Annotated in this window: 14 protein-coding genes; 3 read left to right on the plus strand and 11 right to left on the minus strand. The window is 66.7% G+C overall.

The window, feature by feature from the left end; translation table 11 throughout:
• Positions 1-128: 128 nt before the first annotated feature.
• Positions 129-1,121, plus strand: coding sequence for a tripartite tricarboxylate transporter substrate binding protein BugE (locus AC3WMU_RS19630; RefSeq protein WP_280028939.1), 993 nt, complete (start codon positions 129-131; stop codon positions 1,119-1,121).
• A gap of 108 nt (positions 1,122-1,229) precedes the next feature.
• Here AC3WMU_RS19630 and AC3WMU_RS19635 read toward each other — a convergent pair whose 3' ends face one another.
• A complete protein-coding gene (locus tag AC3WMU_RS19635) occupies positions 1,230-2,135 on the minus strand; it encodes a LysR family transcriptional regulator (protein ID WP_006226377.1) in 906 nt (301 codons plus the stop codon).
• 155 nt (positions 2,136-2,290) lie between these two features.
• On the opposite strand from AC3WMU_RS19635, the gene ggt reads away from it, so the two are divergent.
• Positions 2,291-4,048 carry a gamma-glutamyltransferase gene (gene ggt, locus AC3WMU_RS19640; protein ID WP_492282852.1) on the plus strand — a complete coding sequence of 586 codons (1,758 nt, stop codon included), beginning with the start codon at positions 2,291-2,293 and terminating at the stop codon, positions 4,046-4,048.
• A 31-nt stretch (positions 4,049-4,079) separates the two neighbouring features.
• Here ggt and AC3WMU_RS19645 read toward each other — a convergent pair whose 3' ends face one another.
• The 4 genes from AC3WMU_RS19645 to AC3WMU_RS19660 all read right to left on the minus strand — a co-directional run bounded on the left by AC3WMU_RS19645 (position 4,080) and on the right by AC3WMU_RS19660 (position 9,706).
• Entirely contained in the window at positions 4,080-5,471 is a 1,392-nt protein-coding gene (locus tag AC3WMU_RS19645; protein WP_492282853.1) for an APC family permease, read from the minus strand.
• Between the two features lie 348 nt (positions 5,472-5,819).
• Positions 5,820-6,947: a CaiB/BaiF CoA transferase family protein gene (locus AC3WMU_RS19650; RefSeq protein WP_006226380.1), complete on the minus strand. Its 1,128-nt coding sequence runs from the start codon at positions 6,945-6,947 to the stop codon at positions 5,820-5,822.
• Positions 6,948-6,959: 12 nt separating this feature from the next.
• Complete coding sequence (locus tag AC3WMU_RS19655) at positions 6,960-7,943, minus strand: Bug family tripartite tricarboxylate transporter substrate binding protein (RefSeq protein WP_492282854.1); 984 nt, start codon at positions 7,941-7,943, stop codon at positions 6,960-6,962.
• A gap of 47 nt (positions 7,944-7,990) precedes the next feature.
• Positions 7,991-9,706: an acyl-CoA dehydrogenase family protein gene (locus AC3WMU_RS19660; protein ID WP_492282855.1), complete on the minus strand. Its 1,716-nt coding sequence runs from the start codon at positions 9,704-9,706 to the stop codon at positions 7,991-7,993.
• A 115-nt stretch (positions 9,707-9,821) separates the two neighbouring features.
• On the opposite strand from AC3WMU_RS19660, the gene AC3WMU_RS19665 reads away from it, so the two are divergent.
• A complete protein-coding gene (locus AC3WMU_RS19665) occupies positions 9,822-10,721 on the plus strand; it encodes a LysR family transcriptional regulator (protein ID WP_492282856.1) in 900 nt (299 codons plus the stop codon).
• Between the two features lie 3 nt (positions 10,722-10,724).
• Here AC3WMU_RS19665 and purU read toward each other — a convergent pair whose 3' ends face one another.
• The 6 genes from purU to AC3WMU_RS19695 form a co-directional block, all read right to left on the minus strand.
• On the minus strand, positions 10,725-11,579 hold the full coding sequence (gene purU, locus AC3WMU_RS19670) for a formyltetrahydrofolate deformylase (protein WP_492282857.1): 855 nt from the start codon (positions 11,577-11,579) through the stop codon (positions 10,725-10,727).
• A 42-nt stretch (positions 11,580-11,621) separates the two neighbouring features.
• Positions 11,622-12,731 carry an NAD(P)/FAD-dependent oxidoreductase gene (locus AC3WMU_RS19675; RefSeq protein ID WP_492282858.1) on the minus strand — a complete coding sequence of 370 codons (1,110 nt, stop codon included), beginning with the start codon at positions 12,729-12,731 and terminating at the stop codon, positions 11,622-11,624.
• Entirely contained in the window at positions 12,728-13,252 is a 525-nt protein-coding gene (locus AC3WMU_RS19680) for a flavin reductase family protein (RefSeq protein WP_006226386.1), read from the minus strand. The genes AC3WMU_RS19675 and AC3WMU_RS19680 overlap by 4 nt, the downstream gene beginning before the upstream one ends.
• Positions 13,253-13,291: 39 nt before the next feature.
• On the minus strand, positions 13,292-13,921 hold the full coding sequence (gene pdxH, locus AC3WMU_RS19685) for a pyridoxamine 5'-phosphate oxidase (protein ID WP_088587712.1): 630 nt from the start codon (positions 13,919-13,921) through the stop codon (positions 13,292-13,294).
• Positions 13,922-14,038: 117 nt separating this feature from the next.
• Positions 14,039-14,701 (minus strand): gamma-glutamylcyclotransferase, encoded by a 663-nt coding sequence (locus tag AC3WMU_RS19690; RefSeq protein WP_035213776.1) that lies wholly within the window; start codon positions 14,699-14,701, stop codon positions 14,039-14,041.
• 2 nt (positions 14,702-14,703) lie between these two features.
• A complete protein-coding gene (locus AC3WMU_RS19695; RefSeq protein ID WP_085946962.1) occupies positions 14,704-15,912 on the minus strand; it encodes an MFS transporter in 1,209 nt (402 codons plus the stop codon).
• Positions 15,913-15,979 lie beyond the last annotated feature (67 nt).

A 15,979-nucleotide genomic window follows, 5' to 3' on the forward strand; every position in this document is an offset into this window, starting at 1 on the left:
AAGCAGCGCGAAACACGCAGCACACACGCAAAGCGCCCCCACCGTTAACTGCTGGTCCGCCTACAGGCGGGCACATCACAAAACGGGCCGTTTACATACGGGCTCGCAATCTTGGAGGAAACACACCTATGAATAAAGTTCGCTCCCTGGCCGTGGCTATCGCTTTGGCTACTGGCGCTGCCGGCACGCTTGGCGCCTCGGTCGCACACGCCGCCGACAAGTACCCCAGCAAGCCCATCCGCGTGATCGTTCCGTTCGCGCCCGGCGGTTCCACCGACATCATCGCGCGTCTGGTGACGCAGCGCATGAGCCAGGAACTCGGCCAGCCGATGGTTGTGGAAAACAAGGGCGGCGCAGGCGGCGCCATTGGTGCAGCGGAAGCCGCGCGCGCGGATGCCGACGGCTATACGCTGTCCATCGCCACCGTTTCGACGATGGCCGTGAACCCGGCTTGCCGTCCGAAGGACCTGCCGTACGATCCGATCAAGGACTTCCAGCCCGTCACCAACTTCGCCAACACGGCCAACGTGGTCGCTGTGAATCCGAAGTTCCCGGCCAAGGACTTCAAGGGCTTCGTCGAAGAGCTGAAGAAGAACCCGGGCAAGTACTCCTACGGCAGCTCGGGCACCTGCGGCGTGCTGCACTTGATGGGCGAGTCGTTCAAGATGGCCACGGGCACCGACATCGTGCACGTGCCGTACAAGGGTTCGGGCCCGGCCGTGGCGGATGCCGTCGGCGGCCAGATCGAAATCCTGTTCGACAACCTGCCGTCGTCGATGCCGCAGATCCAGGCGGGCAAGCTGCACGCCATGGCCATCGCATGGCCCGAGGAAATCGCTGCCGTCAAGGGTGTGCCGACCTTCAAGCAAGCCGGCTACCCCGTGCTGAACCAGCCGGTCTGGTACGGCCTGCTGGCACCCAAGGGCACCCCGATGGACGTCGTGAACAAGCTGCGTGACGCGGCTGTCGTGGCCCTGAAGGATCCGAAGGTCATCAAGGCGCTGGACGACCAGGGCTCGGCACCGTCGGGCAACACGCCGGAAGAGTTCGCCAAAGAGATCAAAGAGCAGTTCGACTGGGCTCAAGACGTCGTGAAGAAGCAGAACATCAAGCTGGACTGATGCTGCGCGCGGGGGCAGGCTTTGGCCCGCCCCGGTTTGCACGACAAAACGGGCGCCTTCGGGCGCCCGTTTTCTTTTGGCGTAGGGCTTGCAATTCAGGCCCGCAATTCAGGCCGGCAAGTCCAGCGCGGCGATGCGTTCGGCGCACGCTGCGCGCAAGCGTTCGATCAGGTCGCGGTGCAGGGACGACAAGGGGTCCTGGTTGCGCACCATGATGCTGATCGGCACGCGCAACGCGGGTTCCAGCCGGCGCAGGTGCATGCCCGGCCGCAACATCGCCTGCGCGGTGATGGCGTCAACGATGGCGTCGCCGCACCCCGCATCGACCAGCGCGCAGGCCACGTAATGCGTCTGCACCTGGATGGCGACTTGCGGGTCCAGGCCTTGCGCGTCCAGCGCCATCTGCAGCAAGGCGCCCGAAGCATCGCTGGCGTCCAGCACGATGAGCGTGCCGCCCGACGGCGTCGTCAGCTCCGGCAGCCGTATCGGGCCCGAACCGGCCGTGCGGCTCAGGTGCACCAGTTCAGTATGGCCCAGGCCCATGCGCGTCAGGCCGGGATAGTCGTTGGTGTCGAAGGTGACGGCAAGATCCAGTTCGCGGGTCAGCAGCCCCTGCACGAGTTCAGCGCTGTGATGCGTGTGGATATCGAAGGTGATGCCGGGCTGCGCGTCACGGCTGTCTCGCACCACGCCCGGCAACAGTCCCAGGCCAAGCGCGGGCGCGCATCCCAGGCGCAAGTGGCCGTTGGGTCGGTCGCGCAGGTTCGCAGCCAGACGGCGCACGCTGTTCAAGTCTTGCGAGAGGCGCGCGACCTCGGGCGTCAGGATGTCGGCCTCGTGTGTGGCGACCAGCCGGCCCTTTACGCGTTCGAACAGCTTGAAGCCCAGTTGGGCCTCGGCGTGCGCCAGCAGCTTGCTGGCGGCGGGTTGCGAGATATGCAGCGTGGCGGCGGCCTCGGTCAGGGATCCGGTACGGCGGATCGCTTCGAAAATCTCGATGTGGCGCAGGCGCATGGCTCGATGGGGAAGAAGGACCGGAACCGGGATTCTATGTCGGAAGGCGTGGAGCAGCCATTTCCGGCGCGCGGGCCGCAGCCCCGGGACAGCGGCGGGGGCCTTGATTATGATGGACGCCTGCCGGAACGCCGGCGCTACCCCGGAGCCAGATCATGCGCGCCTGCCGCTACGCCGCCGCCTTCCTGCTTGCAGCCGCCATGGCGGCTGCGCCCGCCGTGTGGGCACGCACACCGCAGGCGGCCGAAGACCGCAATCCCGAAGCCGCCAGCGGCACGCAGGCGCGCGAACTGGTGCGCGCGCCGCATTACATGATGGTCTCGGCCAACCCGCTGGCGACCCAGGCGGGCGAAGCAATGCTGCGCCGGGGCGGCAGCGTGGTGGACGCCGCCATCGCAACCCAACTCGTGCTGAATCTGGTGGAACCGCAATCTTCCGGTATCGGCGGCGGTGCGTTCATGGTGCTGTATTCGGCCAAGACCGGGCGCATCCAGACGGTTGACAGCCGCGAGACCGCGCCCGCGGCCGCACGCCCGGACCGCTTTCTGGATGCGCAGGGCAAGCCGCTGCCCTTCGCGCAAGCCGTCAACAACGGCATGTCCGTAGGCGTGCCCGGGTTGCTGCGCGGCCTGGAACTGGCCCACAAGGAAGCGGGCGTGCTGCCTTGGGCCGACCTGTTCCAACCCGCGATTGGGCTGGCGGAGCAAGGCTTTGCGGTGTCGCCCCGTTTGCATGCGCTATTGGCCGGTAACAAAGCCTTGCCCAGGCAGGCGGCTGCCGCGGCGTATTTCTATGCGCCTGACGGCGCGCCGTGGCCCGTGGGGCATGTGCTGAAGAATCCCGAATTCGCCGCCACGCTGCGTGCCGTAGCCCAGCAGGGCGCGGATGCGTTCTACCAGGGCGACATAGCCCGCGATATCGTGGCCGCGGTGCATGGGCACGCCACGCCAGGCGACCTCAGCTTGGCTGACCTGGCCAGCTACCGCGCCAAGACGCGCGACCCGGTATGCGGCGCATATCGCGGCTACCGACTGTGCGGCATGGCGCCGCCTAGCAGCGGCCCGATCGCCGTGCTGCAGATGCTGGGCGAGCTGGAACAGTTTCCGATGGCCAGCTTCGCGCCCGGCTCGGTCGAGGCCGTGCATTATTTTTCCGAAGCCGGGCGCCTGGCGTTCGCGGACCGCGACTTCTACGTGGCGGATCCGGATTTCGTTCAGGTGCCCGTGCGCGCCATGCTGGACCCGGCCTATCTGCACGCCCGCGGCGCATTGATCCAGCCCGACCGCAGCATGAAGGTGGCGCTGCCGGGCGACCCGGAAGGAAAGCTGCTGACGCTCGGCCGCGACAACGCGCTGGAGTTGCCGTCCACCAGCCATCTGGTGGCGGTGGACGCGCAAGGCAATGCGCTGTCCATGACGACCACGATCGAAAGCGAGTTCGGCAGCAAGATCTTCGTACGCGGCTTTTTGCTGAACAACGAGATGACGGATTTTTCATCGTCGTTCAAGGATCCGGAGGGGCGCTTGATCGCCAACCGCATCGAACCGGGCAAGCGCCCGCGCAGCGCCATGGCGCCGATCATCGTCCTGCGCGACGACAAGCCCGTCATGCTGGTGGGCTCGCCCGGCGGCAGCGCCATCATCAATTACGTGGCCAAGACGATCGTGGGCGTGCTGGATTGGGGGCTGGATATCCAGGCCGCGATTTCCCTGCCGAACATGGGCAGCCGCAACAAGGAAACCGAGCTGGAAAAGGGCACCGCGCTGGAAGCGCTGGCGCCTGCCCTTGAACGCATGGGGCACCCGGTGCGCATTACCGAATTCCCCAGCGGCATCCACGGCATCGTCATCGACGGCAACGGCCTGCAAGGCGGCGTGGACCCGCGGCGGGAAGGGCTGGCAGCCGGGGGCTAACCCCGGCGCCCGTCCTGCCTGTGGCGTTGAACTACTCCAGCGTGGATGGGTCCAGTTCCATACGCGCTTCCTTGCGGTGCGCCAGATAGGTCACGCCCCACATCACGACGCCCAACAGCAGCAACCAGCCCGCCACCTGATACTGGATGACGTCGCGCCCGGTCAGCGGCGTGACCAGGAACAGGCACGCCGCCGCGCCCAGCCAGGGAATGATGCGGTTGATGCTGAAGTGTTCATGCTTGACCTTGTCGCGGCGCAGGACCAGCACCGCGACGTTGACGAAGGCGAACACGCCCAGCAGCAGCAACGCGGTGGTGCCCCCCAGCGCGCGGATGGCTTCGGAATCCGCCAGCGCCACCAGGATGATCAGCCCCAGCGCCAGCACGGTGGTGAACAGGATGGCCGTCCACGGCGTCTGGTTCTTGCGGTGTACGTGCGCCAGGAAGGCCGGCAGCACGCCCTGGCGCGACATGCCGTAAAGCAGGCGGCTGGCCATCATCATGTTGATCAGCGCGGAGTTCGCCACGGCGAACATCGAGATGACGGGCATGATGTATTCCACCGGCAGGCCGGGAGCGGCGCGCTTGACCACCAGCACCAGCGGCGTCGAGCTCTTGGCCAGTTCGCCCACCGGCACCAGCGCCACTGCGCAGATGGACACCAGCACATAGATCACGGCGGTGATGCCCAGCCCGGTCAGCATTACCTTGGGAAAGATGCGGCTGGGATTATGGGTCTCTTCGGCCATGTTGACCGAATCCTCGAAGCCGACCATTGCGAAAAAGGCGAGCGCCGTGGCGGAAGTCACCGCCAGGAACACGCTTTTGTCTTCGGGCGTGTCGAACGCGATCACGCGCGAAAAGTCCGCTTGCCCTCCGGTAATGGCATAGAAGCCCAGCAGGATCACCATTAACAGGCCCGATAGTTCGATCAAGGTCAGCACCACGTTGGCCTTGACGCTTTCGGCCGCGCCGCGCAGGTTCACCAGCATCACCAGCAGCATGAAGCCCAGCGCGCCGAACGTGATCCAGGTCTTGTCCGCCTTGATGCCGAAGGCGGCGAAAAGATTGGCGGCAAACGCCTGCGACGCGGTGGCCGCGGACGTCAGCCCTGAACACATGACGGTGAAGCAGACGATGAAGGTCAGGAAGTGCACGCCGAACGCCTTGTGCACATAGAGCGCCGCACCGGCGGCCTTGGGATATTTGGTGACGAGTTCCAGATAGGACAGCGCGGTCAGCAAGGCCACCGCGAAGGCCACCAGGAACGGCAGCCAGGCCGCGCCGCCGACTTCGGCAGCCACCTGTCCGGTCAGCGCATAGACGCCTGTGCCCAGGATGTCGCCGACGATGAATAGCAATAATAGTTTGGGGCCCATCACCCGCTTGAGCGGGGCGTGTTCTTTCGTTTCATTCGTGGCCATGGTCCTTCTCCTCTTTCTTCGAATTTGGGGGAGGTGCTGCCCGGCAACGCGAGGCGACCCGAAAAGTCTACGGCGGCCGGTGGCCTTTCGATGCAACATCGGTGCAACGAAATGTCTTAGTTGTTGGCATTCGTTGAAAATGTGGACGTAGGATGGGTGAAGCGCGAGAGGACGTACGCAGGCACACCGACGCCAAACGCGCGCAACCCATCAAGCTGCATGGCAAGCAATGGCTGGATCAGCCACGGCACCAACGCTGCTTGATGGGTTGCGCGCGCTTGGCGCAGCAGTTCGTAGGGCGGTGCTCTCGCGCTTCACCCATCCTACGTGGTCGCGATGGCGGCCGTCTTATTGGGCGTCGGTCTGTGGCGCGAGCGCAGGCGGCAGCTTGCGCAGCGTGGCGGGCGTACGCGACAGTTTGATCGGCGAACCCACGCCTTGGTAGTCGCCCTGTTCCAGCACCATGCCGCGGTGGCGCGTGTGCGGATGCGCCAGGGCCTGGTCCACTGTTTGCACGGCGGCAGCCGGTACGCCGGCGCGCAGCAGGCGGTCGGCCAACGCGGCCGCGTCCTGCCCCGCCAGCAAGGTGGACAGCTCGTCGCGCAGGGCTTGGCGGTGCTGCAGGCGGTCGGCGTTGGCGGCATAGCGCGGGTCCGTCGCCAGGCCCGGCGCCTCCAGCACCTGCGCGAGCAATGCGAACTGCCGGTTGTTGCCGACCGCCAGGAAGATCGGGCCGCTGGCGGTGGGCAGCGTTTCGTATGGCGCGATGTTCGGATGCGCGTTGCCGCTGCGGCGGGGCACCTTGCCGCTGTAGAAATAATTAGCCGCATGCGGATGCAGCAGCGACAGCGCGCAGTCGTACAGCGTGATGTCCAGGAACTGGCCCAGGCCGCTGCGCGTCCGTTCATTCAGGGCAAGCAGGATGGCGACGGCCGCGTTCAGGCCTGTCACCATGTCCACGACCGGCAGGCCGACGCGGGTGGCGTCGCCGTCCGCCTCGCCGTTCACGCTCATCAGTCCGCACATGGCTTGTGCGCAGGCGTCGTAGCCCGGCAGCCCGCCCAACGGGCCATCCGATCCGAAGCCGCTGACGCGGCAATGGATCAGCTTGGGAAAGGCTTGGCTCAGGGTATCGAAACCCAAGCCCCACTTCTCCAGCGTGCCGGGCTTGAAGTTCTCGACCAGCACGTCGGCATCGGCCAGCAGGTGGCGCAGCAACTCCTGGCCGGCCGCCTGCGACAGGTCCAGCGTCATGCCTTCCTTGTTGCGGTTCACGCCGATGAAGTAGGACGCGGTGTCGCCCAGGAAGGGCGGGCCCCAGCCCCGGGTTTCATCGCCGCCGGGCGGCTCGATCTTCAGGACGTCGGCGCCGTGGTCGGCCAGGATCTGCGTGCAATAGGGACCGCCCAGCACGCGGGACAGGTCGATCACCTTGCAACCGGCAAGCGCGCCGGCATTCGGTAGGGTGGGGGCCATGGAGAGTCAGCTTCAGTCGATGGAAACGTTGGCGCTGGTGATGAGCTCGCGCCACTTGGGGACTTCGGTGGTGATGAACGCCGCCAGGCCTTGCGGGGTCTGGTCCTGCGCTTCGACGATGCCCTGCGAATGCAGGGTCTGCTTGATGGTCGGGTCCGCCAGCGCAGTCTTGAACGCCTGGTTCAACGTGTTCACCACGTCGGCCGGCGTGTCCTTGGGGGCGACGATGCCGAAGAAGACGCTGACGTCATAGCCCTTGAGGCCCTGTTCGGACAAGGTGGGCAGGTCGGGCAGGGCTTCCGAGCGCTGGGCGCTGGCCAGGCCGATGGCGCGCAGCTTGCCCGCCTTGATGTAAGGCAGCGCGGTCAGGATGTCGGTGAACGACATGGATACCTGCCCGCCCAGCAGGTCGTTCAACGCCGGGCCCGTGCCCTTGTAGGGGATGTGCATGATCTGCGTGCCGGCCATCTTGTTGAACAGGATGCCGGCCAGGTGCGACGAGGCGCCATTGCCGGACGAGGCGTAGCTGAGCTTGTCCGGATTCTTCTTGGCGTAGGCGATGAGCTCTTGCGCGTTGTTGGCCGGCACCGACGGGTTCACGACCAGGATGTTGGGCAGATGGCCCAGGCGGATGATGGGCGCGAAGCTGGTTTCGGGGTTGTAGCCCTGCTTCTTGTACAGGCTGACATTGATGGCCAGCGGGCCGGACGTGCCGAACAGCAGCGTGTAGCCGTCGGGCTTGGCCGAGGCTACGTATTCCGAGCCGATGTTGCCGCCCGCGCCGCTGCGGTTTTCGACGATGACGTTCTGCTTGAGCGGTTCGCGCAGTTTCTCGGCCAGCCGACGCGCCATGGCGTCAGTGGGGCCGCCAGGCGGGAAGGGCACGATCAGCGTGATGGGGCGGGCCGTGGGGAAGGCGTCCGCGGCCAAAGCGGGTGCGGACGGGGCCACGGCGGTGGCCGCCGCCAGCATCAGAGGGGCAAGAAGGCGTTTCATGGTGGTGTCTCCTGGGGGGGCGCGCCGGCTGTGCCGCCGGCGTCGGTTTACAGCGCGTAATGCAGGATGGTCTGGCAGGCCGCGCTTTCGTTGGGGGGGATGGCATAGGGATCGCGGGGCGCCAGGCGGTGCAGCAGCACCTGGTCGGCCAATTGCGCGCGGCTTTCCAGGCCGGCGCTGGTGGCTTCCCAGCGCAGCGCGGCCATCGATACCGCGTGGTACAGCAGCGATGCGGCTTGGCGGGCCAGTTCGGCATGGTCGCCCTGGGCGGCATGCTCGGCCAGCGCGAAGGTCTGTTCCAGGGCGTGCGCCTGCGCCTCGGCCAAGGAGGGCGGGCAGGGCGCGCCGTCAGCCAGCAGGCGGTCGATGTGGGCACGCAGCGCGGGCAGCGAATTTTCTTTCTTGATGGCGCGCAGTACGTCCAGCGCGACGATGTTGCTGGTGCCTTCCCAGATGGAGCCCAGATGGGCGTCGCGCACCAGGCGCGGTTCGGTCCATTCTTCGATGTAGCCGCAGCCGCCGCGCACTTCCATCGCGTCGCCCGTCACCTTGCGGGCGTCGCGGCAGGCGCGGAATTTGATCAGGGGCGTCAGGATGCGGGCCAGCGCGGGATCGGCCGCGCCGTGGTCCGCGTCGGCCAGCGCGCGGGCCGTCTGGAACATGACGCTGCGCGCCTGCTCGGCCCACACCGTCATCTTGACCAGTTGGCGCTGCATCAGCGGCATGTCGATCAGGCGCTTGCCGAAGGCGCGGCGGTTCTGCGACACGTAGATGGCTTCGGTGACCGCACGGCGCATCAGGCCGGCCGCGCGCATGCCGTTGGACAGGCGCGAGTTGTTGATCATGTCGGCCATGTGCTTGAAGCCGCGGCCGCGTTCGCCCACCAGCCAGGCGACCGCGCCCTCCAGCCGGATTTCACCGCTGGCCATGGAACGCGTGCCCAGCTTGTCTTTCAGGCGCAGGATGCGGTAGTGATTGTGGCTGCCGTCGGCCAGGTCGCGCGGCAGCAGGAAGAGCGACACGCCCTTCAAACCGGGCTGCGGCTCGCTGCGGGCCAGCACCATCGCAAAGCCGGCGTCGGGGTTCGAGCAGAACCATTTGTCGCCGTGGATGCGCCACGTGCCGTCGTCCTGCGCCTCGGCCGTGACTTCGGTGGCGCTGACGTCCGAGCCCGCGCCCTGTTCGGTCATGAACATGGCGCCCTGGCGCAAGGTGTCGAAGTCCTGGGAGGTGACCTGCGGCAGCACGCGCGCGACCAGCGCGGGGTCGCCGAACTTGCGCAGCGTGCGCGCCAGCGAATCCGTCATGCTGACCGGGCAGCACAGGCCAAATTCCGCCTGCACGAACAAGTGGCTCAGCGCGTACTTGGCGGCGGCCGGCATGGGCTCGGGCCAGCCCAGCACGCCGCCGCGGTGAGAGAGCGCCGCCAGGCCGAATTCGCTGTAGGCCAGGCGTTCGAGTTCGACGTAGGCCGGATGCTTGTCGACGCGGGATTCGTCGGTGCCGGCGCGGCTGCGTACGGACAGGGTGGGGGGATGCTTGTCCGCCGTGGCCGCCAGTTCGTCCATGACGCCGCCGGCCAGGCCGCCCAGCCGTTCCAGGTGGGGCAGCAGGTGGGCATGCAGCGCGGGCGGCAGGTAGCGCTGGCTGAGGGCCGCCGCATAGGGGTCCGCGTTGAAGAGGTTCAGGCCGCGGGAGTCCGGAACGGGTGTGGCGACGGTGGTCGGGGCAGCGGTCGGGGCGGCGGTCTTGGGGGTATCCATGGCGGCATCCTGCGGAAAACGGGGGAGATGGCCGATGTTGCGCGGGTCGATTAATCTATGCAAATACCGTTTTCGTGTAGAACAATCCATAAAAAATATAGATTTGGAGGGGACGATGGACCTGGATCCGCGCCTGTTGCGCTACTTCATCGCGGTGGCCGAAGAGCGCCATTTCAGCCGCGCCGCCACGCGCCTGCACATTTCGCAGCCGCCGCTCAGCTACGCCATCCGCCAGCTGGAAGACAACGTGGGCGCGCGCCTGTTGGCCCGCACCAGCCGTCACGTAGAGCTGACCGATGCCGGCCAGGTGCTGTACCGCGAGGCGTTGACCTTGCTGCGCCAGGCCGAAGAGGTGCGTACGCTGGTGCAACGGGTGGATGCGGGCCTGCGCGGCCGGCTGCGCATCGGCTTTGTGGGGTCCATGCTGTATCGCGGCCTGCCCGCGCTGCTCAACGCCATGCGGGCCGAGCTGCCTGACGTGGAGCACGTGCTGACCGAGCTGAACTCTTATGAGCAGATCGAAGCCGTCCGGCGCGGCGAGCAGGACCTGGGCTTCATCCACGCCAATCCGGTGCCGGACGAGGTTCACGCCCGCGATGTGATGGCCGAACCTTTTGTCGTGTGCCTGCCGGACTCGCACCCGCTGGCCGACCGCGCGTCGCTGCAACTGGCGGAACTGGCGGGCGATGATTTCGTCTTCTTCGCGCGCGCCGCGTCGCCCAGCTATTACGAGACGGTGCTGTCGATGTGCGTGGCGTCGGGGTTCATGCCGGTGATCCGGCACGAGGTGCGCCACTGGCTGAGCGTGGCGTCGCTGGTGTCGCAAGGGCTGGGGGTGTCGATCGTGCCAGCCTGCCTGTCGCGCAGCGGCCTGGCGGGAACGCGCTTCATCGCCTTCGGGCACGAGGCCCGGTCGGTCAGCCAGGTGATCTGGCCGGCCCAGGCGCGTTCGCCGCTGCAGCAGAAGGCGGTGGCGCTGGTGGCGCGCCAGTATCCGCCCGCCACAGCTAGCTGAGGCTTAGCGGAACACGACGGTCTTGTTGCGGTTCAGCAGGATGCGGTGTTCGACGTGGCTGCGCACGGCGCGCGACAGCACCAGGGATTCGATGTCGCTGCCGACCTGGGTCAGGTCCTGGGCGGTCATCGTGTGGTCCACGCGTTCGATGTCCTGATCGATGATCGGGCCTTCGTCCAGGTCGGAGGTCACGTAGTGGGCGGTCGCGCCGATGATCTTCACGCCGCGCGCATGCGCCTGGTGATACGGGCGGGCGCCCTTGAAGCTGGGCAGGAAGCTGTGGTGGATGTTGATGGCGCGGCCGTTCAGCGCGCGGCACATGTCCGCCGACAGGATCTGCATGTAGCGGGCCAGCACCACCAGGTCGGTGTTTGACTGCTCCACGATCTGCAGCACCTGCTTTTCCTGTTCTGCCTTGGTGTCCGCCGTGACGGGCAGGTAGTGGAACGGGATGTTGTAGGACGCGGCCAGGCTGGCGTAGTCGTTGTGGTTCGACACGATCGCGGCCACTTCGGCGTGCAAATGTCCGCTATGCACGCGGAACAGCAGGTCGTTCAGGCAGTGGCCCTGCTTGCTGACCATGATCAGCAGGCGTTCCTTGCGGCGCGCATCGTGCAGCTTCAGGTCCATGCCGTATTCGCTGGACAGCGTGGCCAGACGGCCGCGCAGGTCGTTGGCGGCCACGGCGGTGGGCAGGTCGAAGTGCACGCGCAGGAAGAACTGGCCCGTTTCCTCATCGCCGAATTGCTGCGAATCCAGGATGTTGCAACCCAATTCGAACAACAGGCCGCTGACGCGGTAGACGATGCCGGTGCGATCGGGGCAGGACAGGGTCAGGATGTAGTCGTTGTGCTGCATGGTGCGGAAATAGGCCGAGGTAAGAAGGGGAATGGGGCGGAATCAGGCGGCCAGGCGCGCCAGGGTTTCTTCCGCCAGGGCCAGGCTGGAGGTCAGCCCGGGGGATTCGATGCCGAACAGGTTCACCAAGCCGGGCACGCCATGCACGGCGGGGCCGGCGATGACGAAGTCGGCGGCGGGTTCGTGCGGCCCGGAGATCTTGGGCCGGATGCCGGTGTACCCGGGTGCCAGCGCATTGTCGGGCAGGGCGGGCCAGTAGCTGCGCACTGCTTCGTAGAACACGTCGGCGCGGGCCGGGTCCAGCGTGTAGTCTTCGGTGCCGACCCATTCGGTGTCGGGGCCGAATTTGGCCTGTCCGCCCATGTCCAGCGTCAGGTGCACGCCCAGCCCGGCATGCTGCGGCACGGGGTAGATCAGGCGCGAGAACGGAGCGCGGCCGGACAGCGTGAAATAGCTGCCTTTGCACAGGTAATCGGTGGGGATGCTGGCGGGCGGCACGCCGTCGATGCGGCGGGCCAGCGCCGGCGCCTGCAAGCCGGCCGAATTGATCAGCACGTTGCAGGTCAGGGTCATGGCTTCATCGCCGCCGAATTGCAGGTCGACCCCGCCTTCGGGACGGACGCGGCCGGACACCAGCGGCGTGTGGAACACGCATTGGGCGCCGGCGTTCTCGGCATCTCCCTGGAACGACAGCATCAGCGCGTGGCTGTCCACGATGCCGGTCGACGGCGACACCAGCGCGGCCGTGCATTGCAGCGCGGGCTCCAGGCGCATGGCGTCTTCGCCGGAAATGTATTGCAGGTCGTCCACGCCGTTGGCGCGGGCGCGCTGCGCGATGCCTTCCAGCTGGGCGGCCTGTTCGCGGTCGGTGGCCACGATGAGCTTGCCCAGCCGCTTGTGCGGAATGGCGCGTTCTGCGCAGTACGCGTACAGCAGATGCTTGCCGCGCACGCACAGGCGGGCTTTGAGGCTGCCGGCGGGGTAATAGATGCCGGCGTGGATGACTTCGGAATTGCGCGAGCTGGTCCCTGTGCCGATGGCTTCCGTGGCTTCGGCCACCAGCACTTCGCGGCCGGACTGGGCCAGCGCGCGGGCAATCGCCAGGCCGACCACCCCTGCGCCGATGACGACGCAATCGACGTCCACGCTCATGGCGCTTTCCTTTCGGACCGGGAACCCGCCGGGGTCAGGTCGAAGCCGCCGGCATGGAAGACCAGCGGCGGTTCGCTGCTGTGGCCGCAGCGTTCGACTTCGCCCACCATGATGATGTGGTCGCCTTCTTCGTAGCGGCTGCGGTTGCGGCATTCGAACCAGGCGGCGCAGTGGCCGTCCAGCATCGGCGTGCCGCCGGGCGCATGGTGCACGGTCAGGCCGGCGTAGCGGTCAGGCGTCTTGCCCGTGGCGAAACGCCGCGCCAGCGCAATCTGCTCGGCGCTCAGCACGTTGACCACGTAGCGTTCGCACCGCTCGAACGCCTCCAATGAGGATGAACCGCGCGACAGGCTCCAGAGGATCAGCGGCGGGTTCAGCGACACGGAGTTGAAGGAGCTGACCGTCAGCCCGATGGGGGCGCCATCAAGGCCGGCGGCAGTGACGACCGTTACGCCCGTGGCATAGCGGCCCAGCGCGGTACGGAAGAAAGAGGCGTCAAAATCGGGGGAGGAGGCGGGCATGCAATCGTTAAGTCGGGCGGGCGCGCGGGGCGCCCGGCATCAAGGCGACAGGCGTTCGATATTCCAGGCCGTGCCGTCGGCGACATAGCGCAGGCGGTCGTGCAGGCGCGAGGGCCTGCCTTGCCAGAACTCGAAAGCGGTGGGCTTCAGGCGGTAACCGCCCCAGTGCGGCGGGCGCGGCGGCTGTTCGCCGAAACGTTCGCGGAATTCCTGCTCGCGGGCTTCCAGCTCTTCACGGGTGATGGGCTGGCTTTGGCGCGAAGCCCAGGCGCCGATGCGCGAACCGGCGGGCCGGCTGTGGTAGTACGCATCCGACTCTTCGGCGGCGACTTTTTCCACCACGCCTTCGATCCGCACCTGGCGTTCCAGCGGCTGCCAGAAAAACAGCAGGCAGGCGCGCGGCTCGGCCAGCAGATCCTGGCCCTTGCGGGATTCATAGTTGGTGAAGAACGTGAAGCCGTGCTCGTCAAAGCCCTTGATCAGGACGATGCGGGCGCTGGGCTGGCCGTCGGCGTTCACCGTGGCGAGCGTCATGGCGTTGGGTTCCGGCACCTTGGCGGCCAGCGCTTCGTCGAACCAGCGGGAAAACTGCTGGAACGGGGACGCGGCGGCCTGGCTTTCCAGCAGGACGTTCTTTTCGTAGCTTTGACGCAGATCGGAGACGGACATGAGGCGTGGGATTCAGCGTTGATAACAGGGAGTTTATACCGCTTGGGGCATCGCTCCCTTATTGACCCCGCGCAGGTCTCAGGCATGTTTGGCGCCCGCGGCCGGGCGGGGGAGCTGTCAGCTGCCTTCCGGCAGCGGCCGCCCGTCCAGTTCCAGCCGGCGGGCAATGGCGTCCAGGCGGGCGTCATGGATGCCGGCGGCGCGTAGCGCCTGGGCGGTCTGGACCACGTAGTCGGTGCAGGGGCCGTAGCGGCCGGCGGCCCGGCGCACGATGGCCAGCAGTTCGGCATCGGGCAGGGCGCGGATGTAGGCCGGATTGTCCCGGTTCATGATGAAGACCAGCGCACGGACGGGGCCGGCGTCGGTTGCGCAGTTGATCCAGCGGGGCAGATAGGCCCCTGTGGACATCTCGCGTTCCCAGAGAGCGGGAAAATAGGTGGGCACCTGGTCGCCGGCCAGGCGGTAGACGACGCCCCGGCACGAACCTCCGCGGTCCAGCCCGAAGACAAGGCCCGGGCATTCCGGCGTGCCGCGGTTCACGCGCGACCACAGGCACAGCGCCCGGTGGTGCCCGCGCAAGGTCGCCAGGCGGCGTTCCATGAAATCGAAATCGGGGCGCCAGATCAGGGATCCGTACCCATATACCCAGACGTCTTCGCCGGATTGCCAATGCTGCAGGGCCTGATCCAGCGAGGCCTGCCTTTCCTCTGGCGTCCAGAGGCGAAAGGGCAGGCTGGCGCCGGCGATGCCGGCGGCGGGAGGAGAGGACTGCATGTTCACGACTACGGGTTCCGGTCAGACTCGAGCGGGGGATTGCGGTTGGCCCATCCGCCCGCCATCAGGGCCAGCGAATACGCCCAGAACAACGGGGCGACGCCAATTACCGCACCCAACGCGCCGAAGGTCAACGGCAGGGATACCTGTGACCCGTTGATCAGCGCCATCCGCAGGCCGACGGCTTCGGCGGCGCGGCCCGGCGGCGAATGCTGGTGCAGTAGAGATAGCATACTCGGTTGGCAGCACCCCAAGGCAAGGCCCAGGATGAACGACAGCACGATCAGGACGGTAACGTCGGTGAACAGCGGGTAAAGCATGAAATCGATGGCGGCCGTCGCCATGGCCACCCGCACCAGCGTCCAGGACCGCACACGGCGCATGATCAGCGGCAATACCAGGCGGATGACGAACGTTGCCGCTGCGAAGGACGCAAGAATGACGCCGATGGTGGTGGCCGACAGTCCGATGGCGACGCCGAAGATGGGCACGACGAACAAATGGGTGTCCCAGGCGCCGGACAGGATGGTGTTGACCATCAAGATGCGGCGCAACGCGGGGACGGCCAGCAATTCCGTCACCCGGCGGCGCTGTGCTTCTTTCGCGCCTGCCAGTTGCGAATCCACCGCCTTCAATTGGTGCCGCATCGCGTACAGCCCGATCCCGGACAGGATGGGGCCCAGGGCCAGCAGGCCGAAGGCCGTGCGCGTGCCCAGGTGGTCGATCGCCAGGCCGGCGATCAGCGGCCCGGAAAAGCCCGATCCGGCAAGCGCCAACGACATGAACGAAAAATTGCGCAGCCGTTGAGTGGGCTCGGCATGGCCCAGCAAATCTTGGGTGGCGACCTGGTGCAGCATGAACCCGATGCCGATACAGCAGGAGGCAATGAGAAGCGCGGTCTGGGTCTGCGAGATAAAGGGCAATGCGGTGCCGATCGCGACCAATGACGTCCCGATGACGAGGGGACGCACGATGCCCACCCGGTCGACCCAACGTCCGGCGCGGACCGAGAACAGCATCGGCAGCACGGCGAACACAGCCACCAGCGTGCCGACCTTGAAGGTCGACAGGCCCATCTGCAGCGCGGTCAGCGAAACGGTGATCCGTCCCCCGGTCAGGGCGACGTGATTCATCATTGCCAGCAGGCACAGCAGCACCGCCCCGGAAAATTCCGGGGAACTGGAAGGCGAGGAGGGGGATCTGTTGGAGGTAGACACGGCGTAACTGCATTTATTCTGGGCGGATCGTCGGTCTATGTCGAGGCACGGTTTTTTTGCACCGCCG

Source organism: Achromobacter sp. FW305-C-13 (assembly GCF_058783475.1).